The organism is Rhizobium sp. RAF36 (genome assembly GCF_052114105.1).
Taxonomy (GTDB): Bacteria; Pseudomonadota; Alphaproteobacteria; order Rhizobiales; family Rhizobiaceae; genus Rhizobium.
This window is the reverse complement of record NZ_JBFREC010000001.1, coordinates 114614-140704: the sequence shown is the minus strand read 5'-3', so window position 1 is coordinate 140704 and position 26091 is coordinate 114614. Positions and strand designations below refer to the sequence as shown.

The window sequence follows — 26091 nt, the reverse complement described above, 5'->3', positions numbered from 1 at the left end:
CCCGGTTTTCGTTTGGGGCGCAGCCTGCCACATATCGCCTTGTGCAACACAGTTCGGCTATAACGGTGGCACGAAGCAATTGGGGACGCGCATGACCAGCAAGCTCGAACACCACATCGACCAGGGCACCGGCCGCGCGCCGGCCGATATCGTCCTCAAGGGCGGCCGGTTCTTCGATCTGGTGACCGGCGAACTCGTGGCCTCCGATATCGCCATCTCCGGCGACCGGATCGTCGGCACCTGCGCCGATTATCGGGGCGTCACCGAGATCGATATATCCGGAAAGATCGTCGCCCCCGGCTTCATCGACACGCATCTGCACATCGAATCCTCGCTCGTCACCCCGCATGAATTCGACCGCTGTGTCCTGCCATACGGCGTCACCACGGTGATCTGCGATCCGCACGAGATTGCCAATGTCATCGGCGACGACGGCATCCGTTTCTTCCTCGAGTCTGCGCAGGAGACGATCATGGATATCCGCGTCCAGCTCTCCTCCTGCGTTCCGGCAACCCATCTGGAGACGGCAGGCGCCGACCTGCCGATCGAGAAGCTTTTGCCGTTCCGCGATCATCCGAAGGTCATCGGCCTTGCCGAATTCATGAATTTCCCCGGCGTGATCCACAAGGATCCGGTCTGTCTTGCCAAGCTCGAAGCCTTTCAGGGCGGCCATATCGATGGCCACGCGCCGCTGCTGCGCGGCACCAATCTGAACGGCTACCTCTCGGCCGGCATCCGCACCGAGCACGAATGCACCACTGCCGAGGAAGCGCTCGAAAAGATCCGCAAGGGCATGCACATTCTGGTGCGCGAAGGATCGGTGTCGAAGGACCTTCACGCGCTGATGCCCATCATCACCGAGCGCCTATCGCCTTTTCTGGCGCTCTGCACCGACGACCGCAATCCTCTCGATATCGCCGAGCAGGGCCATCTCGACTACATGATCCGCACGGCGATCGCCTCGGGCGTCGAGCCGCTGGCAATCTATCGCGCCGCCTCGATCTCGGCTGCCCGCGCCTTCGGCCTGAGGGATCGGGGCCTCGTCGCCCCCGGCTGGCGCGCCGATCTCGTGGTCATCGACAGCCTCGAAAGCTGCAAGGCCGAAATGGTCTTCTCCGCCGGCCGCCGCGTCACCGCAGAACTCTTCGCCACCCGCAAACCCGTCGCCCCCGTCGGCCTCGACAGCGTCAAGGCGCGGCCCGTCCAGGCGATGCATTTCGGCGTGCCGGTTGCCGAGGGTGAAACGCCTGTCATCGGCGTCATGCCCGGCAAGATCATCACCGAGCATCGCCGCTACCGCCTGCCGGTCAAGGGCAACCAGACCGATCTCGACCTCGCCAACGACATTATCAAGGTCGCCGTCATCGAGCGCCACGGCAAGAACGGCAACCATGCCAACGGCTTCGTCCAGGGCTTCGGGCTGAAGAAGGGGGCGATCGCCTCCACCGTCGGCCATGACAGCCACAATATCTGCGTCGTCGGCGTCAACGAGGACGACATGGCGCTCGCCGCCAACCGCCTCGGCGAGATCAAGGGCGGCTTCGTCGTCGTTGAGGACGGCAAGGTGACTGGCGAAATCCCGCTCCCCGTCGCCGGCCTGATGAGCCTCGAACCCTACGAGAGCGTCCGCGACACGCTGCATCACTTGAGAAAGGCCGCCTATGCCCTTGGAACGACTCTCGAAGAGCCCTTCCTCCAGGTCGCGTTCCTGCCGCTCCCGGTGATCCCGCACCTGAAGATTTCGGACAAGGGGATGGTGGATGTCGACCGGTTCATGCTGATCGGGTGAGCGATCTTGGCAATGCGCTGCAGCTTCACTATCTTTCGATCAGACCGGAGAGTGCCATGAGCAAACTTGAGCAGATCGAAAAATCAGTGACTGAACTGACCCAGCAGGAGTTCAGCGCTTTTGCAGAATGGTTCGAGACGCTGCAGATGGAGCGTTGGGATCGGCAATTGGAAGCCGATGCAGCGAGCGGCAAGCTCGACCAATTCGCCGATGAAGCCCTTGCTGAATTCCGCGCCAAGAAGACGAGACCGCTTTGAGGCATCACGCCACCGACTCCTTCTGGCGAGCCTATAATAAGCTCCCCGAACACGTAAGGCAGCGCGCCGACGAAAGCTTCGAGCTTCTAAAATCCGATCCCAAACACCCCTCTTTGCACTTCAAGAATATCGGCCGTTTCTGGTCCGCGCGAGTCGGTGCGTCATGGCGAACCATCGCCGTCAGAGACGGCGACGACTTCATCTGGTGGTGGATTGGCTCGCACGCGGAATACGACAAGCTGCTCAAGCCTTAGTCAACGGCGTATCACGTCAAGCGACCGCAATACCCGCTCAGCGGCGCAAGCTTCAGCGAAGTTCCGGAAACCGCTCCCTTGAGCCCCGGCACCGCAACAGCGCCAGCCACCTTCACACCCGCAGGCAGTTCAAACGCCGCCGCCTCGCGCGTCAGGTTGAAAACAAACAGCAGCTTCTCACCAGCCTTCGTTCGCGTAAATGCCAGCAGGTCCTGGTTGGTGCCGAGGAAGTCCATGTCGCCGTCAATGAGCGCCGGATGCTGTTTGCGGAATGCCAGCGTTTCCCGGTAATGCGAAAGCACAGAAGCGGCGTCCGCTTCCTGGGTGTCGACGGATAGCGCCGCCTGCTCGTAGGGCACCGGCAGCCAGCTCTTTTCCGCGCCCGTGAAACCGGCATGCGCCTTGGCGGCTTCCCAGGGCATCGGCGTGCGGCATCCGTCGCGGCCCTTGAAGGCCGGCCAGAAGCGGATGCCATAGGGATCGCGGAGGTCCTCGAACGCGAGCTCGGCTTCGGGCAGGCCGAGTTCCTCGCCCTGATAGAGGCAGATCGAGCCGCGCAGCGCCGCCAGCACCGAAATCGCCAGCTTGGCGATCACGGGCCGCTCCGCCTCGGTCTTCGCGAAGCGGCTGACATGGCGGTTGACGTCGTGATTGGAAAAGGCCCAGCAGACCCATCCGTTCGCCACCATGCGCTGGAACGTATCGACGCATTTGCGGATATGGGCAGCGGTGAAATCGGGGCCGAGCAGGTCGAACGTGTAGCACATATGCAGCTTGTCGCCGCCATCGACATAGGCCGCCACCGTCTTCAGCGAACGCGCGCCGTCGCCGACCTCGCCGACTGTCGTCCGGTCCTCATACTGGTCGAGCAGCGCCCGGAAGCGCTTTAGGAAATCGACATTCTCGGGCTGCGTCTTGTCGTAGAGATGGTTCTGCATGCCGTAGGGATTGCTGTCGGGGGCATCGAGCCCCGCATCGCTCTCGTCGGGCTCGTGCGGAGGGTTGTCGCGCAGGAGCTTGTCGCAGAAGTAATAGTTGACCGTATCGAGCCGGAAGCCATCGACGCCGCGGTCGAGCCAGAATTTCACGGTCTTCAGCACCGCGTCCTGAACCTCCTTGTTGTGGAAGTTCAGATCCGGCTGCGAGGTCAGGAAGTTGTGCTGGTAATATTGGCGGCGCACGCCGTCCCATTCCCAGCCCGGCCCGCCGAAGATCGACAGCCAGTTGTTCGGCGCCGTGCCGTCGCGCTTCGGATCGGCCCAGACATACCAGTCGGCCTTCGGATTATCGCGGCTCGCCCGGCTCTCGACGAACCAGGGATGCTGGTCCGAGGTGTGGGAGATCACCTGGTCGATGATCACCTTGATGCCATGCGCATGCGCAGCCTTCATCATCTCGTCGAAATCATCGAGCGTCCCGAAGATCGTATCGACGTCGCAATAATCGGAGACGTCGTAGCCCATATCGGCCATCGGTGACTTGAAGAAGGGCGAGAGCCAGATCGCATCGACGCCGAGGCTGGCAATATACGGCAACCGGCGCGTGATTCCCTTCAGGTCGCCCAGACCGTCGCTGTTCGTATCCTGAAAAGAGCGTGGATAGACCTGATAGATCACCGCGCCCCGCCACCAGTCCGCCGACTTCACCGCCATGAATGCACTCTCCGAATAGTCCCAATGCAGACAGACTAAAGCCGTGAAAACAAAAAACAACTGCGTTAACAGCCTATTCTGGGGTGGACGCGGAAAGGCAAATTCGTGCCGCATATAGGCTTGTCCACACCCATGGCGACCCCTTCGCAAAGGGGGTTGCAACGCCAAACCTTTGCGATAAGGTGCGCGTTGACCTGCACGTAACAGGTCAAAACCGGGAACAAATGACTAAAAACAGGCGACAAAGCCTGGAAAGGTGGCCAAACCATGAACCATATAACGAAAAAAATTCTAGCTTCCGCAATGTTTGGCACATTGCTGGCTTTCTCGGCCCAAGCGGCCACGATCAACATCCACAATGGCGGCGACCCGACGTCGCTCGATCCGCAGAAACTGTCAGGCGACTGGGAAAACCGCATCGCCGGCGACATTTTCGAAGGTCTCGTCACGGAAGATGCCAAGGACAATCCGATTCCCGGCCAGGCCGAGAGCTGGAAAGTGTCCGATGACGGCAAGGTCTACACCTTCAAGCTTCGCGACGGCATCAAGTGGTCCGATGGCCAGCCGGTAACGGCCGGAGACTTCGTCTTCGCCTTCCAGCGCCTCGTCGATCCGAAGAACGCCGCCGATTATGCCTACCTGCAGTTCACCATCAAGAACGCGGAAAAGATCAACAAGGGCGAGATCGCAGATCTCAACCAGCTCGGCGTCAAGGCTGTCGATGACAAGACGCTCGAGATCACGCTCGAAAATCCGACCCCCTATTTCATCAACGCGCTGATGCACTACACCGCCTATCCGCTGCCGAAGCATGTGGTGGAAGCCAAGGGCGCCGATTGGGTGAAGATCGGCAACATCGTCACCAACGGTCCCTATAAGCCGACCGAATGGGTTCCGGGCTCGCATGTCACCACCGTCAAGAATGACCAGTATTACGGCGCCAAGGACCTGAAGATCGACGGCGCCAAGTTCTTCGTTCTCGAAGACCAGGAAGCGGCGCTGAAGCGCTACCGCGCCGGCGAATTCGACATCCTCACCGACTTCCCGACCGACCAGTACGAGTGGATGAAGAAGAACCTGCCGGGCCAGGCGCACGTCGCCCCCTTCTCCGGTCTCTACTATTACGTCATCAATTCGCAGAAGCCGCCCTTCAGCGACAAGCGCGTCCGCCAGGCTCTGTCCATGGCGATCAACCGCGAGGTCATCGGCCCGCAGATTCTCGGCACCGGCGAACTGCCGGCCTATTCCTGGGTCCCGCCGGGCACGGCGAATTACGGCGATCCGGCCTACGTCTCCTGGAAGGACCTGCCCTACAAGGACAAGGTCGAGGAAGCCAAGAAGCTGCTGAAGGAAGCAGGCTTCGGTCCTGATCACCCGCTGACGGCCGAGCTCAAGTACAACACCAACGACAACCACAAGCGCATCGCCGTGGCGATCGCCTCGATGTGGAAGCCGCTAGGCGTCAATGTCGAGCTCGTCAATGCCGAAACCAAGGTGCATTACGACCAGCTGCAGCGCGGCGAAGTGCAGATCGGCCGTGCCGGCTGGCTCGCCGACTACAACGACCCCGACAACTTCCTGAACCTGCTCGTCACCGGCGTCCAGATGAACTATGGCCGCTGGTCGAACCCGGAATACGACAAGCTGATCAAGGACGGCAACGCCCAGACCGATCTGACCAAGCGTGCCGAAATGTTCAAGAAGGCCGAGCAGATCGCGCTGGATGATTCCGCCGCGCTGCCGATCTACTATTACGTCTCCAAGAACGTCGTTTCGCCCAAGATCGAGGGCTTCGTCGACAACGTCCAGGACATCCACCGCACCCGCTGGCTGTCGATGAAAGAGTAAAGGAAAACGGCCCTTTCCGCCCCGCGCGGAAAGGGCCGGTCCACGATCATGATCAAATATGCACTCCGTCGATTGCTGTCGACGATCCCGGTTCTGTGGATCGCCGTCACAGCCTGCTTTTTCGTTTTGCGCCTTGCCCCCGGCGGCCCCTTCGATGGCGAAAGGCCATTGCCGCCGGTGATCCTGAAGAACCTGGCTGTCCACTACAATCTGGATAAGCCGCTCATCCAGCAGTACCTCATCTATGTGGGGGATCTGCTCAGAGGCGATCTCGGCCCGTCATTTGCCAGCGAAGACTTCACCGTCGCGCAGCAGATCATGATCGGCCTGCCCTATACCTTCACGATCGGCACGGCCGCTTTCCTGCTCGCCATCATCGTCGGCGTCTTCGTCGGCTGTCTTGGGGCGCTCTATCAGAACAAGACGCCGGATTACATTCTGGGCGCGCTTATCCTGGTGGGCGTCGTGCTGCCGAACTTCCTGATCGCGCCGATCCTGCAGCTGGTCTTCGGCATCCATCTCGCCTGGCTTCCGGTCGGCGGCTGGGGTGACGGCTCGCTGAAATACCTGGTGCTGCCCGTCGTGGTGCTGGCGCTGCCGCATGCCGGCCGCATCTCGCGCATCACCCGCGGCTCGATGATCGAGGTGATGGGCCAGAACTATATCCGCACCGCCAAGGCCAAGGGCATCGGCCCACGCCTGACGGTCATGCGCCATGCGCTGAAGCCCGCCATGATGCCCGTCGTCTCCTATCTCGGCCCGGCGGCCAGTTATCTTCTCACCGGCTCGCTGGTTGTCGAAAGCGTCTTCGGACTGCCCGGCATCGGCCGCTATTTCATCAATGCAGCGCTGAACCGCGATTACGGCATGGTTCTCGGCACGGTCATCTTCTACATGGTGCTGATCGTCTTTTTGAACCTTCTCGTCGATATCGCCTATGCGTGGCTCGATCCGAAAGTGAGAAACCGATGATCCTCAATCCTGCCAAACGCGAGTTGCTGGCAGCCGAGCTGCTGGAGGCTGAAGGCCTGGCGCCGGAAGGCCGCTCGCTCACCAAGGACGCGCTCCGGCGCCTGTCGCGCAACAAGGCCGCAGTCGTCTCGATCGTCGTCCTCGTGCTCCTGATCCTCGTCGCCTTCATCGGCCCGTGGTTCATCCCCTATAACTACGAGGACCCGGACTGGGCCGCCTTCCGCATCCCGCCCTCCTTCGAAACCGGCCACTATTTCGGCACCGACCCGAACGGCCGCGACCTGCTGGCCCGCGTGCTCTACGGCACCCGCATCTCGCTCGCCGTCGCCTTCACCGCAACGCTGGTCTCGGTCGTCATCGGCGTGCTCTATGGCGCCATCTCCGGCTATATCGGCGGCAGGCTGGACTCGATCATGATGCGTTTCGTCGACATCATGTACGCCTTCCCCTATATCCTCTTCGTCATCCTCTTGATGGTGATCTTCGGCCGCAACGTCTATCTGCTCTTTGCTGCGATCGGCGCGCTCGAATGGCTGACCATGGCCCGCATCGTTCGCGGCCAGACGCTGTCGATCAAGCACCGCGAGTTCATCGAGGCCGCACGCGCTTCCGGCCAGCGGCCGCTCAAGATCATCATCAAGCACATCATCCCGAACCTGATCGGCCCTGTCGTGATCTTCGCGGCACTGACCGTGCCCGAGATCATCGCCACGGAGAGCTTCCTCTCCTATCTCGGCTTCGGCGTGCAGGAACCGCTGACCTCGCTCGGCACGCTGATCGCCGAAGGCACGGATGCCATGGAAAGCATGCCCTGGCTGCTGATCTTCCCGGCCGGTTTCCTTGTCGCCCTGCTGCTCAGCCTGCTGTTCATCGGCGACGGCCTGCGCGACGCTTTCGACCCGAAGGATCGCTGACATGACCGAAAACCTTCTGGAACTCAAAGACTACTCGATCACCTTCGAGACCCCCGACGGCCAGGTAAAAGCCGTCTCCAACATGAACCTGTCGATCAAGCGCGGCGAGCGTGTCGCCATCGTCGGCGAATCCGGCTCCGGCAAGAGCCAGACCTTCCTCGGCGTCATGGGCCTGCTTGCCAAGAACGGCAGGACATCGGGTCAGGCGCTGCTCGAAGGACGCGACGTGCTGTCGCTGAAGCCGAAGGAGCTCGACCAGGTGCGCGGCAAGGACATGGCCATGGTCTTCCAGGACCCGATGACCGCCTTGAATCCGTCTCTGAGGATTTCCCGGCAACTGACGGAACAGCTTGAGGTTCATCGCGGCTTCACCGCGCGTGCCGCCTCCGCCGAAGCGCTCGACATGCTGAAGCGGGTCGGCATTCCTGACCCGGACAGGCGCTTCAACCTCTACCCGCACGAGCTCTCCGGCGGCATGCGCCAGCGCATCGTCATCGCCATGGCGCTCCTGACCAAGCCAAAGCTCCTGATCGCCGACGAACCAACGACCGCGCTCGACGTCACCATCCAGGCGCAGATCCTCGATCTGTTCAACGACCTGACCTCGGAGATGAACACGGCGCTGGTGATGATCACCCACGATCTCGGCGTCGTCGCCGGCCTCGCCGACCGCGTCGCCGTCATGTATGCCGGCCGCATCGTCGAGGAAGCGCCGGTCGACGAACTCTTCGACAACCCGGCACATCCCTACACGGCAGCACTTCATGCCTCGATCCCGCGTCCGGATCAGGATGTCGACGAACTCGTCGTCATTCCCGGACGGCCGCCGAACCTGCAACACCTGCCGAAGGGCTGCAATTTCTCGCCCCGCTGTTCGCAGGTCCAGGACGATTGCATCGATCGCCCGCCAACCCTCGAAACGCTGGCGCCACGCCACTGTGCCGCCTGCTATCACCCATTCCCGCGCCGCGAGGAGCTTCTGATCCATGGCTGACCGTTCCCTGCTTCGGGTCGAGAACCTGACGACCCAGTTCGAACTGCCCGCCAAGGGCTTCTTCAAACCGCCGGTCATGCTGACGGCGGTCAACAATGTGAGCTTCGATCTCAAGGAAGGCCGCACGCTCGGCATCGTCGGCGAGTCCGGCTGCGGCAAGTCCACGCTCGGCCGCTCCATCCTGCGCCTGCTGACCTCGCAGAAAGGCCGCATCCTCTGGCAGGGCCGCAACCTGCTCGATCTTTCCGACGAGGAGATGCGGGCCGCACGCCGCGACATGCAGATCATCTTCCAGGACCCGATCGCCTCGCTCGATCCGCGCATGACGGTCGGCGACATCATCGCCGAACCGCTGACCGTCTTCGAGCCGAAGCTGTCGAGAGCACAGCGCCTGGAGCGCGTCCGCGACATCATGAATGCCGTCGGCCTCGTGCCTGAAATGATCAACCGCTACCCGCATGAGTTCTCGGGCGGCCAGGCGCAGCGTATCGGCATTGCCCGTGCCGTCGTGACCAAGCCGAAGCTGATCATCTGCGACGAGCCGGTCTCGGCTCTCGACGTCTCGATCCAGGGCCAGGTCATCACCCTGCTCAGAAAGCTGCGCAAGGAATTCGGCCTGACGCTGATCTTCATCAGCCATGACCTTTCGGTCGTGCGGCTGATTTCGGATGACGTGCTGGTGCTCTATCTCGGCAAGGTTGTCGAGGCAGGCCATTGCGCGACGGTGTTCGAAAACCCCGCTCACCCCTATACGCAGGCGCTCTTCTCGGCAGCCCCGATCCCGGATCCGAAGCTTGCCCGGCAGCGCACCCGCATCCGTCTGCAGGGCGATCCGCCTTCGCCGCTCAACCCGCCGAAGGGCTGCGTCTTCTCGCCCCGCTGCTGGAAGGCGACCGACATCTGTCGCACCGAAATGCCGCCGACAGAGCAGGTTCGGCCCGGGCAATCGGCGGCCTGCTATCACATGGATCGCTGATCTCAAATCCGCCCTGGCGACTGACGCGCGCAACACGCGGACAGCTCCAGCGCTTGCCCCGGAGCGGAACAAATGACGCTCCGGGGCAGTTTCCCCTCTCGTAAAATACATGTTCCGGGTCTTGGTAGGGCTCCGAATGGAGGAAAGAATAATGCTGAAATTGATCTCGAATGCCGGTCTTGCTCTGGCACTCACCCTGGGCAGCGTCGCGCTGCCCGCAAGCTTTGCGCAGGCGCAGGACGTGCAGTTCCGCATTGGTCCCGACGGCGTACGCATTTACGATCGTGACCGCGACAGGGACCGCTACGGTGACCGTGATCGCGATTTCCGCCGCGGCTGCAGCCCGCGCGAAGCCGTGATGGCCGCCCGCGATGCGGGCCTGCGTCGCGCCGAAGTCGTGCGCGTCACAGACCGCAGTGTCACCGTTCGCGGCTGGACGCGCGGTGGTCCTGACCGGATCATTTTCGCCAATCGCCGTGGCTGCCCGGAAATCGGCTAAGCTTCAAAAACTGCGTTTCGAAAACAGACGGCCCGCCCAAAGCGGGCCGTTTGCGCGTCCTGTGCGCTTGCCACCTGAAGCCTCTGCGCGTAAGCAGCAGACGCTTAGGAATTCCGGGAGGCTGATTTGAGCGGACGCTTTCTTTCGATCGGTGAATGCATGGTGGAGCTGTCGCAGGCGGGTGAAGGCCTGCTGCGAAAAGGCTTTGCCGGAGATACGCTGAACACAGCCTGGTATGCCCGCGCCTGCATGCCCTCCTCCTGGGCCGTCGATTACTTCACCGCGCTCGGCGACGACGCCATGTCCGACGAGATGGCCGCCTTCTTCGAGAGCCACGGCATCGGCACGGACCATATCCGCCGCATCAAGGGCAAGGCGCCCGGCCTCTACATGATCAATCTCAGGAACGGCGAACGCTCGTTCAGCTATTGGCGCGACAGCTCCGCCGCCAGGCAGCTGGCCGCCGACCCCGACCGCCTGCGCGAAGCGGTGGAAGCCTCCGACGTCATCTATTTCTCCGGCATCACGCTCGCCATCCTGCCGCGCGAGGATACCGATACGCTGCTGGCCGAAACCCGCCGCGCCAAGGCCTCCGGCAAGCTGGTGGTTTTCGATCCGAACATCCGCCCGCGGCTCTGGTCGAGCTATGACGTGATGCACACGGTCATCAGCGAGGGCGCCCGCGCCTCGACGCTGGTCATGCCGAGCTTCGACGACGAAGCCTCGCATTTCGGCGACGATTCGATCGAGGCGACCATCCACCGCTACCGCGCGCTCGGCGCGCCCAACATCGTCGTCAAGAACGGCGCCGATGGCGCCACGCTGGATTTCGAAGGCAAGCGTGCGATGGTTCCGGCCGAAAAGGTCGAGACCGTCGTCGACACGACCAGCGCCGGCGACAGCTTCAACGGTTCCTTCCTGGCGAAATACTTGGAGACCAAAGACGCCGAGACAAGCGCCCGCTTCGCCGCCAAGGTCGCAGCCCGTGTCGTCAGCGAACATGGCGCGCTGGTTGCCAGGGACAAGCTTGGGCTCTAGGCCCGGCTCTCCAGGCGCTCTGTAATAAATCCATCACGGAAAGCCTTCAAAATAAGGCACGCGGGAATCGCTCCATCTGTGGAGCAAGCCCGCCTGGGGTCGTGTCCGCCGAAGCCGGCGGCCTGGATGGATACGGGATATGCTTCAACATCCTTCGAAGAGCCTGAGTGGCGAGAGCTGGGCCAATGCCGGGCCTGGCCAGATGCCGGAACGCCTTGTCATCGTTACCGACGCCTGGCACCCGCAGGTCAATGGTGTCGTGCGCTCGATCGAGAACACCAATCGCGAACTGGCGAAGATGGGCGTCGAGGTGTCGATGGTCACGCCAGAGCGCTTCGCGAGCTTCCCCTGCCCGACCTATCCTGAGATCCGCCTGTCAGTCGCCCGCTATGGCCGCGTTGCCCGCGAGATCGAAAAGCACCGGCCGTCCTACGTTCACATCGCCACCGAAGGCCCGCTCGGGCTGACGGCGCGGCGCTGGTGCCTGAAGAACCGAATGCCCTTCTCCACCAGCTATCATACCCGCTTTCCGGAATATGTCTCGGCCCGCCTGCCGGTGCCGAAGAGCTGGCTCTACGCCTTCGTGCGCTGGTTTCACAATTCGGGCGCCGGCTGCATGGTGGCGACCCCCAGCCTCGCCCGCGAACTGGCGGAAAAGGGTATCCGCAACCTGATGCCTTGGACACGCGGCATCGACGCCTCGCAGTTCCATCCGGCCGAACTTGAGGAAAGGCCTTTCGGCCTGCAGCGCCCCGTCTTCATGACCGTTGGCCGTGTGGCACTGGAAAAGAACCTGCCCGCCTTCCTCGATCTCGATCTGCCCGGCTCGAAGGTCGTCGTCGGCGATGGCCCGGCCCGTGCCGAGCTTGCCAAGCGCTACCCCGATGTTCTCTTCACCGGCATCAAGTTCGGCGAGGAACTGGCCGCGATCTACGCCCAGGCCGACGTCTTTGTCTTCCCGTCGCTGACCGACACCTTCGGCAACACCATCTTGGAGGCGCTCGCCTCCGGCGTCCCGGTCGCCGCCTATCCGGTCACCGGCCCGCTCGACATCATCGGCGACGATGGCGAGGTCGGCGCACTTGATGATGACCTGCGTGCCGCCTGCCTTGCCGCACTTTCGGCCTCCCGCGAAAAAGCCCGCGAGCTGGCGCTGAACTATTCCTGGGAAGCGGCGACGCAGCAGTTCATCAACAACATCCGCGCCGCCAACGGCGTCATCGCCCCGAAATGGAAGCGCGCCTGGCAATATGCCAAGACCCTGCCAAGGCGGAAGGCGGCGATCGCTGCGGAGTGATTGGTTGAGGCCTGAAGTAATTTGAGGTTGACGCAAGCAGCCCCCTCATCCGCCCTACGGGCACCTTCTCCCCGCTGGGGAGAAGGGAAAACATCAGCGTATTCATTCCTGCACCATCAAGCGGAACGGCGCGGCGAATCCCTTCTCCCCAGCGGGGGTCCGAAGGACGGGTCGAGACTGTCGGCTCGACCCCGGTTGGTGGCGGCAGCCGGATAAGGGGGCCGCACGCTCAAAGCTAAAAGGCTAGCTAACCCTAAGTCCGCCGCCTCTTCCCCTCGTAAGGGTTTTCCTTCTCGCGGTAGTGGATCCGGATCGGCACGCTCGGCATGTCGAAATCGACGCGCAGGCTGTTGATCAGGAAGCGCGTGTAGGATTCCGGCAGGGAATCGGCGCGCGTGCAGGAAATCATGAAGGCCGGCGGGCGGGCCTTGACCTGCGTCATGTATTTCAGCTTCAGGCGGCGGCCGGAGACGGCGGGCGGCGGATGCTGCACCTGCTGCTGCTCCAGCCAGCGATTGAGCTTCGAGGTCGAGATGCGTTTGTTCCAGACGCGGTCGGTCTCGATGATCGACTGCATCAGCTTGTCGAGCCCGCGGCCGGTCTGGCCGGAGATCGGTACGGCGCGGATACCGCGCGCCTGCGGTAGCAGCCGCTCGGTCTTCTCCCGGAGATCGGCAAGCACCGCCTGCTGATCCTCGATCATGTCCCACTTGTTGAAGGCGAGAACCGCGGCGCGGCCTTCGCGGATCACCAGATCCACCAGCTGCAGGTCCTGCTTTTCGAACGGAATAGTCGAATCGAAGACGATCACCACCGTTTCGGCAAAGCGGATCGAGCGCAGCGAATCCGCAACCGACAGCTTTTCAAGCTTCTCGGTGACGCGCGCCTTTTTGCGCATGCCGGCGGTATCGAACATCTTGATCGTCCGGCCGTGCCAGTCCCACTCGACGGAAATGCTGTCGCGGGTAATGCCGGCTTCCGGACCCGTCAGCAGACGGTCTTCGCCGAGGAAGCGGTTGATCAGAGTCGACTTGCCGGCATTCGGACGGCCGATGATCGCCACGCGCAACGGCTTGGTGTCGTGGTATTCGGGCTCGTAGTCGTCGTCTTCGAATTCGTCGCGGACATCGACGTCGGTGACGGCGTCGTCTTCCTGCTTGGCATAGGCGCGGTCCTTGCCGATCGCCTCGACGATGGCGTCGCGCAGATCGAGCATGCCCTGGCCGTGTTCGGCAGAAATCGGCGTCGGTTCGCCGAGGCCGAGCGTATAGGCGTCGTAGAACCCGCCATCGGAACCCTTGGCTTCCGACTTGTTGGCAACCAGCACCACCGGCTTGCCGCGGCGGCGCAGCATCTCGGCGAGGTCCTTGTCGACAGGCGTCAGGCCGAACTTGGCATCGACGACGAAGAGCGAAAGATCCGCCTCGTCGATCGCCGCTTCCGTCTGCATGCGCATGCGGCCCTGCAGGCTCTCTTCGTCGGCCTCTTCGAGACCGGCGGTGTCGATGATAGTGAAGGTCAGGCCCATCAGCCGCGCGTCGCCAGGACGGCGGTCGCGGGTAACGCCCGGCGTGTCATCGACAAGCGCCAGCTTCTTCCCAACCAGGCGGTTGAAAAGCGTCGATTTACCGACATTCGGGCGACCGACGATGGCGACCGTAAAACTCATCAGGTTTCCTTAAGCTCAGCCCTGTGCGGCGGGCGCTTTGCCGGATGCGGTGATATTATCAAGCATCATCTGCGCCCGGTTGGCAACATTGCGCGGGCTCGCGGCATCTTCAGTGATCTGCGTGAACCAGGTACGCGCCTGCGTCATGTTGCCGGCCTTGTAGGCGGCAATGCCGAGCGCTTCGCGGGCCGAGTGGCGGAAGGCATTGGCCGGGATCGCCATGTCCTCGAGTTCGGCAACGACCTGGTCGTAGGTACCGGTATCGATCAGCAACCAGCCGGCGCGAAGCTTGGCCGCGCTGCGCACGGCTTCCGGAACCGACTGATCCTTGCCGATCACCTGGAAGGCAGCAACGGCGCCGGCATTATCGCCCTTGGCCGACAGGACAGTCGCGGCGCGCATGCGGGCCAGAACCGGATAGGCGCCATGGCCTTCCTTCTCCAGCTTGTCGAGAGCAGCGATCGCTTCGTCGTTCTTGTTCTCGTCTGACAGCTTCATCGCCGCCAGGAATTGGTCGCCGGTGCTGGACGAGGCATTGTCGTCCCAATACTGGTAGACCTTGAAGCCGACGGTGCCGAGAACGATCAGGACGGCGAGCGCGATCAGGTAGCGGCCAAAGCGGCGCCATGCGCCCTTCATCTGGTCGGAACGCAGTTCCTCATTGACTTCACGAATGAAGCTGTCGTCGTTGAATGCCATTCTCGTCTCCGGCAGGAAAAGCCCAGTTTATGCGTTTGCGCATATTGTTGGGCCTTCTACCCCATTTTGCGGCCGATGTAAGGGGGATATCTGAGATTCCTCAGGAAGCCAGCATCGGCAGCGGCGCCACGCCGATCAGCCATTCATGCACGCGCCAGATCATCAGTGCCCAGACGATGACGCCGATGACCCCGGCATAGAGATCGTATTTGCCAGAAACGAACACCGGAAGGGTGATCTCGCCGCGGCGCCAGCGGCGCTTCAGCGAGATGCGCAGGATGACACCCCAGGCGAGAAACGCGGCAAACAGCAGCACGGAATAGGCCTCGCCGTTCGACAGCAGGTGGGCGAGCGCCCAGATCTTCACCGACAGCACCACCGGATGCTTGGTCTTTGCCCGGATATGGCCCGCCGGCAGAAAGCCGGCGACGAAACAGATGACGGCGACAAGCATCAGCGTCACGGTCAGATGCGCCATGCCCGCAGGCGGATTGTAGAGCATGCCGATCGGCTCGCTGCGCGCCGTCACGAAGGCATAGGCGACGAACACAAGCGTCAGGATGCTGGCGATCGAATGGAAGGCGATCCACACGGGCTTGCCGAGCTTCTCCATCATCGCCAGCCGGAAGCTGGGTGCGACGACGCGGATCAGATGAAGACCGAGGAAAAGAACGAGGCTTAAGGCAAGCAAGGCCATGGCTGATATTCCTGATTGATAGATGCTGATGCTGGATACCGGTTGACCGGCGAAAATGCCAGCGCGACCGCAGCTTCGCCGCAATTCTGTAACAGGAAAGCCGCAAACAAATTGTCGCGGTGCCCATGTTTCGTTCCATTTCCTCTGCCTGTCTCGCCCTTTCCGTTGCCCTGCCCTCCGCAGCCATCGCTGCCGATCAGCCGAAGCAGCTCGTCATCATCTCCTTCGACGGCGCCCACGACAACGCGCTATGGCAGAAGAGCCGCGAGATGGCGGCCAAGAACGGCGCCCACTTCACCTATTTCCTCTCCTGCACCTTCCTGATGAATCAGGATGCGAAGAAGGCCTACCAAGCCCCTCATCAGAAACGCGGAAAGTCGAATGTCGGCTTCGCCCAGAGCGATGATGAAATCCGCGAGCGGCTCGGCAACATCTGGCACGCCCATCTGGAGGGACACGACATCTCCAGCCATGCCTGCGGCCACTTCGACGGCCGCCAGTGGAGCGCTGCCGACTGGTCGGATGAATACACGACCTTCAAGACGACGCTGAAGAATGCCTGGAAGAGTGTCGGCCTCGAGGAGCCCAATGGCTGGCAGGATCTCGCCGATCACGGCATCAAGGGTTTTCGCGCCCCCTACCTCTCGGCAACGGCGGGCAGCGACATGATCACGGCGGAAAAGAAGGCGGGCTTCACCTATGACGCCAGCCTCGTCACCAAGGGACCGGCCATGCCGGTCATCGAAGACGGCATCATCCGCTTCGGTCTGCCGCTGATCCCCGAGGGTCCGAAGGACCGTCCGATCATCGGCATGGACTACAACCTCTTCGTCCGCCACTCCAAGGGCGAAGAAGACGCCGCCGACAGCAAGACCTTCGAAGAGCGCTCCTACGCCGCCTTCAAGGAAGCCTTCGACAAGCAATATGCTGGCAACCGCATCCCGCTGCAGCTCGGCTTCCATTTCGTCGAAATGAACGGCGGCGCCTATTGGCGGGCACTCGACCGGCTGGTCAGCGACGTCTGCCACAGGAGCGATGTCGCTTGCGTCAGCTATTCCGAGGCGATTCCGATGATTTTGGCGCGCGGGAAATTGAAAGAGCAGGACGCTTCGGGGCTGTAACGTCTACTGGCGTCAGCGCAAGCGGCCCCCTCATCCGCCCTTCGGGCACCTTCTCCCCGCTGAGGAGAAGGGAAGTCTGGCGGCGGCATCCACAAAACTTGCGTAAAGAGGAAGCGAGCGCTTAAGGCTCGTTCCCTTCTCCCCATCGGGGAGAAGGTGGCGGCAGCCGAATGAGGGGGCTGCTCGCTCAAAGCTATCGGCAAGTTAGCTCGGGTGCTCAGCCGTCCTGATGGACAACCCCACCTTCACGGTCCAGATACCGCTGATCGATCGCCGGCAACGGCTCCCCATCAATCGCCGATTCGAACGTCCGAAGACGCTTGTAGATGGACAGCAGCTCGACGATCGTCGTCCAGGAATTGACGAGATACTGGAACGATTCACGCACCTGTCCGAACACATTCTGGATCTGGCTCATGACGCCAAGCGTCAGCTTGCCGGCAACGATCGACGGCACGAGGACGAAGGTGCCGAACAGATTGTCCGCCTGCAGATAGAAGATGCGGGCAACGTTGAAATACATGTAGTGGAAATAGAGGCGGAAGTAGTTGCGCCGCACGTTGGCGAACAGCTGCGCCACTGTGATCGGATCCGCGCGGTCGTCATGGTCCTCGCCATAAACCAGTTCCTTGCGGTAGGCCGCTTCAACGCGCTGGTTGCGGAATTCGAGGCCCGGCAGCTTGATACCGACCGCCGCCAGAAAGACCGTACCGAACAGCGACCAGAAGATTGCCGCCCAGACGAGCGCATGCGGCACCGTGCCGACGATCGGCAGCTCCGTGACCGTGCTGGAGAACTTGAACAGCACCGGCAGGAAGGCGATCAGCGTCATGATCGAGCTGACGAGGTTGACGCCAAGGCTTTCGACCGTGGTCGAGAAGCGCATCGTATCTTCCTGAACACGCTGCGAAGCGCCTTCGATATGGCGCAGCTTCGGCCAGTAGGACATGTAGAATTCGTTCATCGCCGTGCGCCAGCGGAAGATATAGTGGCTGACGAAGAACAGGTTCAGCACGCCGACGGTGATGGCGACGAAGGCGATGCCCGCAAAACCCGTCATGCCCCAATAGAGGTCGGCAGCGCTCGGGATGGGGTCCTGACGCGCCAGCGCCCGCTGGATCATGTCGTAGAACGGACCGTACCACGCATTGATCGCCACGCTCACCTGCACCGAGAAATAGGTGTTGAAGATGATCAGCGCCGAGCCGAGCACCGACCAATTCTGCCAGCGGTGCGGGCTGTAGGTAAACCAGAAGCCCGCGAACAGGGCGACGAAGACCGCGTAATAGATGTAGAACCACAGGAACGGTTTCGACCAGAAAACGGAAACGCCGATCACTGCCTCCTCCCCGGCCGGCAGTGGCGGCAGGCCGATCGCGGCACCGAGGCTGGAGCCTCCGAAATACCAGAGAAGAACGCCGATCAGCGCCCAAACGATAGCGGATGTGAAGAACAGTTTCGGCTTCGGGAAATAGGAGACGAACACGTTTGCGCGGCTTTCTTGAACAGAGTCGGCATTTGCTTTGACAGCACTGATTGTGCGGGAAATTAAGGCAGTTCGAAGAAGGCAGCAATGGCCGCGGGCCATTCTTACGTATTTGTAACGGCTTATCCCAGTTTCTTGATGACCGGCAGCACCAGGAGCGCGCAGACGACGAGTGCGGCCGCCGCCATATAGGTCGGCAGCGTGAAGCTTCCGGTGCCCTGCGCCACCCAGCCGGCGACCAGCGGCCCGACGATCTGGCCGAGCCCGAAGGCCGCCGTCATCATCGCGAAGATCCGCCGCGGGCTATCGGGCGACAGCTTGCGGCCAATCTGCAGGCCGAAGGCGGTTATGGCCAGAAAGGTCGCGCCGAACAACCCACCGCCGATCAGCGGCGCCAGCGAATGCGGCAGCATCACGGTGGCCAGAACGCCCGCCGCCTCGACCACCAGCGCGGCCACATAGACGCCGCCGAGGCCAAGCGGCCTGACGAAGGGCTTCCAGGCAAACAGCGCGACCGCCGATGTCAGCCCCGCGATGAACCAGCAGAGAAACTCCACCATCTGCCCGGCTGCATCCATGCGCGCGATGGCAACGAGGAAGGTGGCGGTGATCACATAGCCGAAGCCGAAAATGCCGTAGGAAAGCGTCACCAGCGTCATCGGCCGGTTCCAGCGGATGGCAGGCTCCGGCCCTGACTGCTGCGAACGTGCCGGGCCGGCCGGCAGCAGATACCAGACGGCGGCAAGACTGACCGCAGAGAAGATCGCCCCGCCGAACCAGTCGGCTCGCCAGGCGCCGACAACGGGATAGAGGAGACCGATCAGCAGCACCATGACCGACGATAGCGCGATCCCCGCCCCCGGCCCGCCGAAATGCGCCGATTGCACATGGTCGTTCCCCGCTGCAGCCCCATGGCTGAGGACGATCGACGAGGTGAAGATCATTGCAAAGGCGCTGGCGAGACCGGCGAGGAACCGGATTGCAGCGAAGACGGGCACCGAGGTCGTCACGCCCATCGCTGCCAGTAGCAGCGTGCTGAGTGCCAAAGCCGACAGCGCCACGAAGCGCTCCCGCCCCGCCGCCCAGCCATAGGCGGCAAGAATGGCACCCGCGAGATAACCGACGAAATTCGCCGAGGCGATGAAGCCGGCATCCGATGCCGAGAGCGGAACGCCGCTCATCATGCCCGGCAGGATCGGCGTGTAGGAGAAGCGCCCGAAGCCCATGGCCGCGGCCATGGCGATCATCCCGGCAAGCGCCGTGCGGAACAGACTGACGGGCTCATTGTCATTGCGTGCCAACATGCCACGCTTATCGCGCCGTTCTTGCTGCACCGCAAACAAGTAATTCTCATCGATCGATCAATTTCAGAAATTCGAGATGTGTATCTTGAAACGCAATATCGTACGATATATGTTTTACGACATAGCATTCGATATGACTAACGATGAAAGGAAGAGCTATGAGAGGCTTTAGAGGCGGTGGCGGCGGCATGTTCGGCGATGCGATCCGCATGGGAATGGGCCGGAAATTTTCGGCAGGCGATCTGCAGATCGTGCTTCTGGCGCTGCTCAACGAGCAGCCGCGCCACGGCTATGAACTGATCAAGGTACTGGAAGAGCGCTCCGGCGGCTTCTACGTGCCGAGCCCCGGGGTCATCTACCCGGCGCTGACCTACCTGGAAGAAACCGGCCTGACCGCAGTCGAGGCCGAGGGCACCAAGAAGCTTTACAAGATCACCGAAAGCGGCAAGCGCAAAGTCGAGGAGAACCGCGCCATGATTGACGGCATTTTCAGCAAGCTTGAGCGCGTCGGCGAGAAGATGGCCTTCGTCAACCGCATGTTCGATCCGGAACAGCATGGCCGCCGCCACGAGGAAAACGAGGAGTTCATGCGCGACGACCGTGAGGTTCGCGCCGCCCGCGAACTGCTCCGCTCGGCGCTGCGCATGCGTCATCCCTGGTCACCGGCTGAAGCGGCCCGCATTTCAGGCATCCTGGAGCGCGCCGCAATGGAAATCCTCCAGGGCGGTGACGCCAAGCCGCAAGGCTGAGCTGTCCACGCCGGACCTTAAAGCGGACTGCCGTCGCGCGTTGCGTGGCGGCCGTCTTTTTGCAGGACGGGGCCGATCTGCGCCATGTCGCGCCGCACCGAACTGCCCGGCAGCCCGTCGCGCTCCGCGACCCAATATCCGGCAACGCCAATCGCCGTCATCACCGCAAACAGTGGAACGGCCACGGCCGATTTCCTGAACCGCCCAAAGCGGATCGGCTTTTCGATCAGCAGATAGGTCAGGGCCGCAAGGGCAAAGCCGGCGGCAAGCAGGCCGATGCGAACGGAAAGCGCCGGCGTGTCCTTCTCGACGATGTAGCCGAACGACAAGAGCGGCCAGTGCCACAGATAAAGCGGATAGCTGATCAGGCCGACGGCGATGGCAATCGGATTGCTGAAGATCGCCTGTTTCAGGAATGCGGTCCTCCCCGCAGCAATCACCAGCACGGCTCCGAGAACCGGTGCGGCGGCGATGATGCCCGGAAAAGCCTGCTTCTCGCGGATCAGCGCGAAACTCAGAACCAGCAACACGATGCCGGAGATGGCGGCGGCATTGGCCGCCGGTTTCGAAAGATTGCCGCGGGATCGCTCAAGCTCGGCCAGTGCAGCACCGGCAAGCAGCTCCCAGAAGCGGGTAATCGGCAGGTAGAATGCCGTTGTCCGGTCAAGGTAGACGATGACAAGATTGGCAATCATCGAGACAAGCGCCACGACGGCGATCGTCTTGATCACGTTCATGCCGCGCCGCCAGGCAATCCAGGCCGCCAGCGGCCAGACGATGTAGAATTGCTCCTCGACGCCCAGCGACCAGAGATGCAGCAGCGGATTGGAAATCCCGCCATCCTTCTGGCTGCCGATCTCGAACCAGAACAGCAGGTTGGCGACGAAACCGGCGCCACCCGCCACATGCTCTCCAAGCTCCCGGTTATCTGCCGCCGACAAGGCGATCCAGCCAACGCACAGGCAGAACAGCAGCACGGCGATCAGCGCCGGAAAAATCCGGCGGATGCGGCGGCTATAGAAATCGAAGATCGAGAAGCGGTCGTCATGCAACTGCTGCAGGATATGCCCGCTGATCAGATAGCCCGAAATCACGAAGAAGATATCGACGCCGACAAGGCCGCCCGGCAGCCAGGTGGGAAAGGCATGGAAGATGACGACGGACAGAACCGCGACAGCGCGCAACCCGTCGATATCCGAGCGATAGCCGTGCTGAACGGCCGATCCACTGCCCTGTTGTCTCTGCAGCATTCCCGACCCTCCGCAACAGCCGGCGGGCAAGGCAACGGTTCAGCCGGCATGTCTCAAGCGGTACCGCGGAAATGCCGCAGCCGCTAATCGGCCATAGGCGGTAGACGCCTGAATATTCGGATGAGTGTGGTGCTAAGCCTGGCCGCCGGGCGCCGTAAAGGATGAGCGCCCTACCCGGTTAAGCAGCAAGATCCGGCAGCGTCAGGATCAGCGGACCGTTGCGGGTCGCAACGACCGTATGCTCGTATTGCACGGTCGGCGCCTGCGGATCGGCATAGAGCGTCCAGGCATCGTCGCCACCCTCGGCCCAGGTGGCGCCGAGCGACAGGAACGGCTCGACGGTGAAGACAAGACCATCGGTCATGATCCGCTTTTCGGAAGGATCCGGCCATGTCGAGAGTTCGCCCGGCTCCTCGTGCAGCGACCGACCGACGCCGTGGCTCGCCAGGTTGGCGACCAGCGTGTAGCGGTTCTTCGCCGCAAAGGCGCCGACGGCATTGCCGATCTTCGCCAGCGGCTCGCCCGACTTGATCTGGTTGAGGCCGACGAACAGCGCCCGCTTGCCGTCACGGCAGAGCCGCTCGATCTTCGGCTTGACCGGCGGCACGGTGAAGGAGGCGCCGGTGTCGGCGAAGAAGCCGTTCTTCTCGGCCGAGACGTCGATATTGACGAGATCGCCCGGGCGGATCACCCGCGGGCCGGGAATGCCGTGGGCGATTTCCTCGTTGACGCTGATGCAGGTCGCACCGGGAAACTGGTAGCAGAACTCAGGCGCCGAACGGGCGCCTGCATCTTCGAGAACCTTGCGGCCGATCTGGTCGAGCTCCAGGGTGGTGATCCCCGGCTCAAGCGCTGCCGCCATGATCTGGATGGCGTTGGCGCAGATGCGCCCGACATCCTTCAGCTTTTCCAGTTCGTCGTCGTTTTCGATTACCATCGTTCTTCCCGGCTGCCGCATCGGCGGCAGGCCAATTGCGGGTCTAGGCGGTCGCTTTCGCGCCTTCGCCCGTTTCAGTCAATGCCTTTCTGACCAGCGGCGCGACTTTCGTGCCGTAGAGCTCGATGCCGCGCATGATCTGGTCATGCGGCATCAGGCCGATCGCCATCTGCAGCAGGAAGCGGTCATTCCCGAACACCTTGTGCGCAGCAACGATCTTCTCGGCCACCTGTTCCGGATTGCCCAGGAAGAGGTTGCCGATCGGTCCGCGCGCCGCATCGAAATGCGCTCGGTTCGTCGGCCCCCAGCCGCGCTCGCGCCCGATGCGGTTCATCACCTCGGCCTGCGGCCCGTAGAACTGGTCGGCAGCCGCCTCGGTCGTATCGGCGATGAAGCCGTGAACGTTGATGCTGGTCTTTAGCTTCGAAGCGTCCTGCCCTGCCCGGCGTGCCGCCTCGCGATAGAGATCGAAGAGCGGCGCAAAGCGCGGATATTCGCCGCCGATGATCGCAAGTGCCACCGGCAGACCCATGGCGCCTGCCCGCGCCACCGACTGCGGCGTCCCGCCGACGGCAATCCACAGCGGCAGCGGATCCTGCAGCGGACGCGGATAGACGCCGCGCCCGTTGATCGGCGCCCGCAGCTCGCCCTTCCAGTTGACGACTTCCTCGTCACGCAGCGCCATCAAGAGATCGAGCTTCTCTTCGAACAGCTGGTCGTAGTCTTCGAGATTGTAGCCGAACAGCGGGAAAGACTCGATGAAGGAACCGCGCCCCGCCATGATCTCGGCGCGCCCATTGGAGAGCAGATCGAGCGTTGCGAACTGCTGGAAGACGCGGACAGGATCTTCGGAGGACAGAACGGTCACTGCGCTCGTCAGCCGGATATTCTTAGTCTTCACCGCAGCCGCCGCCAGCGCCATGGCGGGAACGGAGGCCGCATAGTCAGGACGGTGATGCTCGCCAAGCCCGAAGACATCGAGCCCCACCTGGTCGGCAAGCTCGATTTCCTCGATCAGATGCTTCAACCGCTCGGCACCCTCCGCGCCCTTGCTGCGGCTCGGATTGGGATTGACATCGGCGAAAGTATAGAGACCCAGTTCCATTGTCGGCATCCTGTTGAACTTGCTCCTCAGATAAGGATCGGCAAGCCCCCGGGCAAACGGAAATTCTGGAACGCATCGTTCGATAAAGTTGATGGCTGGATGGGATCAGGCCAGCGGCCAATCCGAATCCAAATTCAACGGCTTGCGGGCGCAGGCGGAATCGAAGTCGAAGCCGCCTCAGCGCCCGCTTTAAGCCGGTCAGGTCCGCTTCAGATATTCCTCGAGCTGGCCGGCGACGGTACCCCAGCCCTCGTGAAAACCCATCTTCTCGTGGGCGTCCTTGTCCTCGGCACGCCAGTGCAGCGCCTTGGCGGTATATTTCGTCCGGCCGTTGCCGAGATCTTCGAGCAGGATGACGGCGGTGAAGAACGGTTTTTCGGACGGCACCCAGCCGCTGGTATAGGCATCGGTGAAGACGATCTTCTCGTTTTCGACGAGCTCCAGATAGACCCCGGAATTCGGATACTTGTTGCCGTCAGGATCCTGCATGACGACGTAGCTGGAGCCACCCGGGCGCACATCGAGCTTGGCTTCGGCGATCGTCCAGGGCTTCGGAACGAACCATTCCTTGATCGAATTCTCGTCGGTCCAGGCCTTGTAGATCTTCTCGCGCGGCACATCCATTTCACGGACGAGAACCAGTTCATGCTGTGTCGTGGCGGTCATTTCGGCATTCCTCCTGTTATAGCGAAACCTGTGTACGATCAGGTTATTCCAAGGACGTGGCGGCTCCCGCCATTCCGACATCGTGATCGATTTTTTCGAAGCTTATTTGACGCCGGACAGCACTGGCGGTTTCTGCAGGCCATCGAGCTGCAGGCGGATATGGGCGGCCTCGGCGGCGGAATTGGCGAGCGCGATCGCCCGGTCGAACGCCTCGCGCGCCTCGCGCGTCCGCCCCATCTGCTTCAGCAGCCCGCCTCTCAGACCATGGAAATAGAAATAGCCGTCGAGCTTCTCGGCAAGCGTATCGACCAGCGCCAGCGCCTCTTCCGGCCCCTTGAGCTTGGAGACGGCAACCGCGCGGTTCAGCGTGATCACCGGCGAAGGCTGCAGGCGCTCCAGCACGCGGTAGAGGATCTCGATCTCTTCCCAATCGGTATCCTCCGCCCGCTTGGCGCGCGAATGGATCGCGGCGATCGCGGCCTGGATCTGATAGGGACCGGGCCGGCGATGGCGGATCGCCTTGTCGAGCAGGTTCAGCGCCTCGTTGATCAGCGCATCGTTCCAGCGCGTCCGGTCCTGATCCTCGAGCAGAACCAGCTCGCCCTTGGCGTCGAAACGCGCCTCGCGCCGCGAGATCTGCAGCAGCATCAGCGCCAGCAGCCCCATGATCTCGGGTTCACCCGGAAAGATCCGCAGCATCAGCCGCCCGAGACGGATCGCCTCGTCGGCGAAGGCGGCCGCATCGCGCTTCGGGTCGCCCTGCGAATAGCCCTCGTTGAAAACCAGATAGATCATCGTCGAGACGATGGTGAGCCGCTCAGCCCGCTCTTCCGGTCCCGGCGTCTCGAAGGGTACGCCTGCTTTGGCGACACGCGCCTTGGCGCGGGTGATGCGCTGCTCCATGGCGCTCTCGCCAACCAGGAACGCCTTGGCGATTTGCTGCACCGACAGCCCGGAGACGATGCGCAGCGCCAGCGCGATCTGCTGCGTCGCCGGCAGATCCGGATGGCAGCAGATGAACAGCAGTCGCAGGATATCATCGCGATAATTGGATTCGTCGAGCCGATCGGCGATATCGCTTTCGGCATCCTCCGTATCGGAGATCAGCTCCTCATCCGGCAGCGCCTGCGTCTTCTTCCGCTTGCGCACCGCGTCGATGCCGCTGTTGCGGCCGACGAATACAAGCCATGCCGTCGGATCGCGTGGCGGGCCTTTGTCCGGCCAGGTGCGGATGGCGCGCAGGCAGGCCTCCTGAAAGGCCTCTTCCGCGATATCGAGATCGCGGAAATAGCGAAGCAGCGCGCCCAGCGCCTTCGGCCGGGCCGAAGCCAGCGTCACGTCGATCCAGGCAATGTCTGTCATGTGGCTCTATCTCCCGGATGGAACACGTAGAAGGGGCGGATCTCATAGGAGGTCGAGCCCGGATTGGCTGCCGACAGGTCCTTGGCAAAGGCAATCGCCTCATCCAGCGTATCGAAGTCGATGCAGTAGAAACCGAGGAGCGCTTCCTTGGTTTCGGCGAAGGGTCCGTCGAGCACCAGCGGCTCGTCCTTGCCCTTGCGCAGCGTTGTTGCCGAAGTCGTCGGCATCAGCCGGCCGGTGGGGCCGAGCTTGCCAGATTTGGCAAGCGGCTCCTGCACCGCATAAAGCCTGGCCATGACGGCATCCTCCTCTTCCTTCGACCAGGAAAAGACGGTTTCTTCATTGGCATAGCAAAGGATCGCATACAGCATCGGTTACTCCTCTTCCTCAATGACGAAGGAGTAACCCGGCATCCGACACGGCGCAGCAAAAAATTACGCCAGGCAAATTTAGCATTGGGGATTGTATCGGCCATCCCGCGTTTCGCCATCGAGTTGCCACCTTCGGCTTCGATGTCTCCAGCGGCTGGAGTTCCAACACCATATTTCAGGACGAA

The 26091-nt window shown here is 62.2% G+C and carries 25 protein-coding genes; 13 read left to right on the top strand and 12 right to left on the bottom strand.

All coding sequences use genetic code 11. The features are described from left to right. Positions 1-91 precede the first annotated feature (91 nt). From ade to AB4Z25_RS00725, 3 genes are read left to right on the top strand one after another with little or no spacing between them, the layout of a single operon-like run. Positions 92-1789: an adenine deaminase gene (gene ade, locus AB4Z25_RS00735; protein WP_112537914.1), complete on the top strand. Its 1698-nt coding sequence runs from the start codon at positions 92-94 to the stop codon at positions 1787-1789. Positions 1790-1845: 56 nt separating this feature from the next. Further along, a complete protein-coding gene (locus tag AB4Z25_RS00730; protein ID WP_112538019.1) occupies positions 1846-2046 on the top strand; it encodes a hypothetical protein in 201 nt (66 codons plus the stop codon). Further along, positions 2043-2300, top strand: a complete 258-nt coding sequence (locus tag AB4Z25_RS00725; protein WP_112537915.1) for a ParE family toxin-like protein — start codon at positions 2043-2045, stop codon at positions 2298-2300. Before AB4Z25_RS00730 ends, AB4Z25_RS00725 begins: the two co-directional genes overlap by 4 nt. An 11-nt stretch (positions 2301-2311) precedes the next feature. Here the strand turns inward: AB4Z25_RS00725 and bglA are convergent, their stop codons facing one another. Beyond that, positions 2312-3952 (bottom strand): beta-galactosidase BglA, encoded by a 1641-nt coding sequence (gene bglA / locus AB4Z25_RS00720; protein WP_112537916.1) that lies wholly within the window; start codon positions 3950-3952, stop codon positions 2312-2314. A gap of 267 nt (positions 3953-4219) precedes the next feature. On the opposite strand from bglA, the gene AB4Z25_RS00715 reads away from it, so the two are divergent. From AB4Z25_RS00715 to AB4Z25_RS00680, 8 genes are all read left to right on the top strand, one after another. Continuing rightward, positions 4220-5800, top strand: coding sequence for a peptide ABC transporter substrate-binding protein (locus AB4Z25_RS00715; protein WP_112537917.1), 1581 nt, complete (start codon positions 4220-4222; stop codon positions 5798-5800). Positions 5801-5848: 48 nt separating this feature from the next. Continuing rightward, positions 5849-6772: an ABC transporter permease subunit gene (locus AB4Z25_RS00710; RefSeq protein ID WP_112386177.1), complete on the top strand. Its 924-nt coding sequence runs from the start codon at positions 5849-5851 to the stop codon at positions 6770-6772. Beyond that, the gene (locus tag AB4Z25_RS00705; protein ID WP_112537918.1) at positions 6769-7686 is read left to right on the top strand and encodes an ABC transporter permease; all 918 of its coding nucleotides are present in this window, start codon (positions 6769-6771) and stop codon (positions 7684-7686) included. The genes AB4Z25_RS00710 and AB4Z25_RS00705 overlap by 4 nt, the downstream gene beginning before the upstream one ends. Position 7687: 1 nt before the next feature. Then, entirely contained in the window at positions 7688-8680 is a 993-nt protein-coding gene (locus AB4Z25_RS00700; RefSeq protein WP_112515665.1) for an ABC transporter ATP-binding protein, read from the top strand. Beyond that, positions 8673-9656: an oligopeptide/dipeptide ABC transporter ATP-binding protein gene (locus AB4Z25_RS00695; protein ID WP_112537919.1), complete on the top strand. Its 984-nt coding sequence runs from the start codon at positions 8673-8675 to the stop codon at positions 9654-9656. The genes AB4Z25_RS00700 and AB4Z25_RS00695 overlap by 8 nt, the downstream gene beginning before the upstream one ends. 151 nt (positions 9657-9807) lie before the next feature. Next, complete coding sequence (locus AB4Z25_RS00690) at positions 9808-10155, top strand: hypothetical protein (protein WP_112537920.1); 348 nt, start codon at positions 9808-9810, stop codon at positions 10153-10155. Positions 10156-10281: 126 nt separating this feature from the next. Continuing rightward, entirely contained in the window at positions 10282-11193 is a 912-nt protein-coding gene (locus AB4Z25_RS00685; RefSeq protein WP_112537921.1) for a sugar kinase, read from the top strand. 139 nt (positions 11194-11332) lie between these two features. Continuing rightward, on the top strand, positions 11333-12490 hold the full coding sequence (locus AB4Z25_RS00680) for a glycosyltransferase family 4 protein (protein ID WP_112537922.1): 1158 nt from the start codon (positions 11333-11335) through the stop codon (positions 12488-12490). A gap of 253 nt (positions 12491-12743) precedes the next feature. Here the strand turns inward: AB4Z25_RS00680 and der are convergent, their stop codons facing one another. The 3 genes from der to AB4Z25_RS00665 all read right to left on the bottom strand — a co-directional run bounded on the left by der (position 12744) and on the right by AB4Z25_RS00665 (position 15555). After that, on the bottom strand, positions 12744-14159 hold the full coding sequence (gene der, locus AB4Z25_RS00675; RefSeq protein ID WP_442207803.1) for a ribosome biogenesis GTPase Der: 1416 nt from the start codon (positions 14157-14159) through the stop codon (positions 12744-12746). A gap of 15 nt (positions 14160-14174) precedes the next feature. Continuing rightward, positions 14175-14858, bottom strand: a complete 684-nt coding sequence (locus AB4Z25_RS00670; RefSeq protein WP_112537924.1) for a tetratricopeptide repeat protein — start codon at positions 14856-14858, stop codon at positions 14175-14177. A gap of 100 nt (positions 14859-14958) precedes the next feature. Next, entirely contained in the window at positions 14959-15555 is a 597-nt protein-coding gene (locus tag AB4Z25_RS00665) for an NnrU family protein (protein ID WP_112537925.1), read from the bottom strand. A 125-nt stretch (positions 15556-15680) separates the two neighbouring features. Between AB4Z25_RS00665 and AB4Z25_RS00660 the strand changes: the two genes are divergently transcribed. Next, positions 15681-16676, top strand: a complete 996-nt coding sequence (locus tag AB4Z25_RS00660; protein WP_112537926.1) for a polysaccharide deacetylase — start codon at positions 15681-15683, stop codon at positions 16674-16676. 217 nt (positions 16677-16893) lie between these two features. Here the strand turns inward: AB4Z25_RS00660 and sbmA are convergent, their stop codons facing one another. Both sbmA and AB4Z25_RS00650 read right to left on the bottom strand, forming a co-directional pair. Further along, complete coding sequence (sbmA, locus tag AB4Z25_RS00655) at positions 16894-18162, bottom strand: bacteroid development protein BacA (RefSeq protein WP_112537927.1); 1269 nt, start codon at positions 18160-18162, stop codon at positions 16894-16896. 122 nt (positions 18163-18284) lie between these two features. Next, complete coding sequence (locus tag AB4Z25_RS00650; protein ID WP_112538020.1) at positions 18285-19466, bottom strand: YbfB/YjiJ family MFS transporter; 1182 nt, start codon at positions 19464-19466, stop codon at positions 18285-18287. A 158-nt stretch (positions 19467-19624) separates the two neighbouring features. On the opposite strand from AB4Z25_RS00650, the gene AB4Z25_RS00645 reads away from it, so the two are divergent. Further along, entirely contained in the window at positions 19625-20215 is a 591-nt protein-coding gene (locus tag AB4Z25_RS00645; protein WP_112537928.1) for a PadR family transcriptional regulator, read from the top strand. Between the two features lie 17 nt (positions 20216-20232). Here AB4Z25_RS00645 and AB4Z25_RS00640 read toward each other — a convergent pair whose 3' ends face one another. The 6 genes from AB4Z25_RS00640 to AB4Z25_RS00615 all read right to left on the bottom strand — a co-directional run bounded on the left by AB4Z25_RS00640 (position 20233) and on the right by AB4Z25_RS00615 (position 25906). Beyond that, a complete protein-coding gene (locus AB4Z25_RS00640; RefSeq protein ID WP_112537929.1) occupies positions 20233-21465 on the bottom strand; it encodes an acyltransferase family protein in 1233 nt (410 codons plus the stop codon). Between the two features lie 178 nt (positions 21466-21643). Beyond that, positions 21644-22402, bottom strand: coding sequence for a type I methionyl aminopeptidase (gene map, locus AB4Z25_RS00635; protein WP_112390296.1), 759 nt, complete (start codon positions 22400-22402; stop codon positions 21644-21646). Positions 22403-22445: 43 nt separating this feature from the next. Then, the gene (locus tag AB4Z25_RS00630; protein WP_112537930.1) at positions 22446-23507 is read right to left on the bottom strand and encodes an LLM class flavin-dependent oxidoreductase; all 1062 of its coding nucleotides are present in this window, start codon (positions 23505-23507) and stop codon (positions 22446-22448) included. Between the two features lie 198 nt (positions 23508-23705). Continuing rightward, positions 23706-24173, bottom strand: a complete 468-nt coding sequence (locus AB4Z25_RS00625) for an SRPBCC family protein (protein WP_112390294.1) — start codon at positions 24171-24173, stop codon at positions 23706-23708. Between the two features lie 102 nt (positions 24174-24275). Continuing rightward, positions 24276-25535 carry an RNA polymerase sigma factor gene (locus tag AB4Z25_RS00620; protein ID WP_112537931.1) on the bottom strand — a complete coding sequence of 420 codons (1260 nt, stop codon included), beginning with the start codon at positions 25533-25535 and terminating at the stop codon, positions 24276-24278. Continuing rightward, on the bottom strand, positions 25532-25906 hold the full coding sequence (locus tag AB4Z25_RS00615; protein ID WP_112537932.1) for a YciI family protein: 375 nt from the start codon (positions 25904-25906) through the stop codon (positions 25532-25534). Before AB4Z25_RS00615 ends, AB4Z25_RS00620 begins: the two co-directional genes overlap by 4 nt. Positions 25907-26091 lie beyond the last annotated feature (185 nt).

What these genes read in the sequence shown, in the direction of transcription:
- AB4Z25_RS00660 (WP_112537926.1), top strand. Translation starts at nt 15,681, where the DNA reads ATGTTTCGTTCCATTTCCTCTGCCTGTCTCGCCCTTTCCGTTGCCCTG.
- AB4Z25_RS00625 (WP_112390294.1), bottom strand. Translation starts at nt 24,173, where the DNA reads ATGACCGCCACGACACAGCATGAACTGGTTCTCGTCCGTGAAATGGAT.
- AB4Z25_RS00640 (WP_112537929.1), bottom strand. Translation starts at nt 21,465, where the DNA reads ATGCTGCAGAGACAACAGGGCAGTGGATCGGCCGTTCAGCACGGCTAT.
- AB4Z25_RS00630 (WP_112537930.1), bottom strand. Translation starts at nt 23,507, where the DNA reads ATGGAACTGGGTCTCTATACTTTCGCCGATGTCAATCCCAATCCGAGC.
- AB4Z25_RS00715 (WP_112537917.1), top strand. Translation starts at nt 4,220, where the DNA reads ATGAACCATATAACGAAAAAAATTCTAGCTTCCGCAATGTTTGGCACA.
- AB4Z25_RS00645 (WP_112537928.1), top strand. Translation starts at nt 19,625, where the DNA reads ATGAGAGGCTTTAGAGGCGGTGGCGGCGGCATGTTCGGCGATGCGATC.
- AB4Z25_RS00650 (WP_112538020.1), bottom strand. Translation starts at nt 19,466, where the DNA reads ATGTTGGCACGCAATGACAATGAGCCCGTCAGTCTGTTCCGCACGGCG.
- AB4Z25_RS00615 (WP_112537932.1), bottom strand. Translation starts at nt 25,906, where the DNA reads ATGCTGTATGCGATCCTTTGCTATGCCAATGAAGAAACCGTCTTTTCC.
- ade (WP_112537914.1), top strand. Translation starts at nt 92, where the DNA reads ATGACCAGCAAGCTCGAACACCACATCGACCAGGGCACCGGCCGCGCG.
- map (WP_112390296.1), bottom strand. Translation starts at nt 22,402, where the DNA reads ATGGTAATCGAAAACGACGACGAACTGGAAAAGCTGAAGGATGTCGGG.
- AB4Z25_RS00730 (WP_112538019.1), top strand. Translation starts at nt 1,846, where the DNA reads ATGAGCAAACTTGAGCAGATCGAAAAATCAGTGACTGAACTGACCCAG.
- der (WP_442207803.1), bottom strand. Translation starts at nt 14,159, where the DNA reads ATGAGTTTTACGGTCGCCATCGTCGGTCGCCCGAATGTCGGTAAATCG.
- AB4Z25_RS00705 (WP_112537918.1), top strand. Translation starts at nt 6,769, where the DNA reads ATGATCCTCAATCCTGCCAAACGCGAGTTGCTGGCAGCCGAGCTGCTG.
- AB4Z25_RS00690 (WP_112537920.1), top strand. Translation starts at nt 9,808, where the DNA reads ATGCTGAAATTGATCTCGAATGCCGGTCTTGCTCTGGCACTCACCCTG.
- AB4Z25_RS00670 (WP_112537924.1), bottom strand. Translation starts at nt 14,858, where the DNA reads ATGGCATTCAACGACGACAGCTTCATTCGTGAAGTCAATGAGGAACTG.
- AB4Z25_RS00700 (WP_112515665.1), top strand. Translation starts at nt 7,688, where the DNA reads ATGACCGAAAACCTTCTGGAACTCAAAGACTACTCGATCACCTTCGAG.
- AB4Z25_RS00710 (WP_112386177.1), top strand. Translation starts at nt 5,849, where the DNA reads ATGATCAAATATGCACTCCGTCGATTGCTGTCGACGATCCCGGTTCTG.
- AB4Z25_RS00665 (WP_112537925.1), bottom strand. Translation starts at nt 15,555, where the DNA reads ATGGCCTTGCTTGCCTTAAGCCTCGTTCTTTTCCTCGGTCTTCATCTG.
- bglA (WP_112537916.1), bottom strand. Translation starts at nt 3,952, where the DNA reads ATGGCGGTGAAGTCGGCGGACTGGTGGCGGGGCGCGGTGATCTATCAG.
- AB4Z25_RS00680 (WP_112537922.1), top strand. Translation starts at nt 11,333, where the DNA reads ATGCTTCAACATCCTTCGAAGAGCCTGAGTGGCGAGAGCTGGGCCAAT.
- AB4Z25_RS00695 (WP_112537919.1), top strand. Translation starts at nt 8,673, where the DNA reads ATGGCTGACCGTTCCCTGCTTCGGGTCGAGAACCTGACGACCCAGTTC.
- AB4Z25_RS00620 (WP_112537931.1), bottom strand. Translation starts at nt 25,535, where the DNA reads ATGACAGACATTGCCTGGATCGACGTGACGCTGGCTTCGGCCCGGCCG.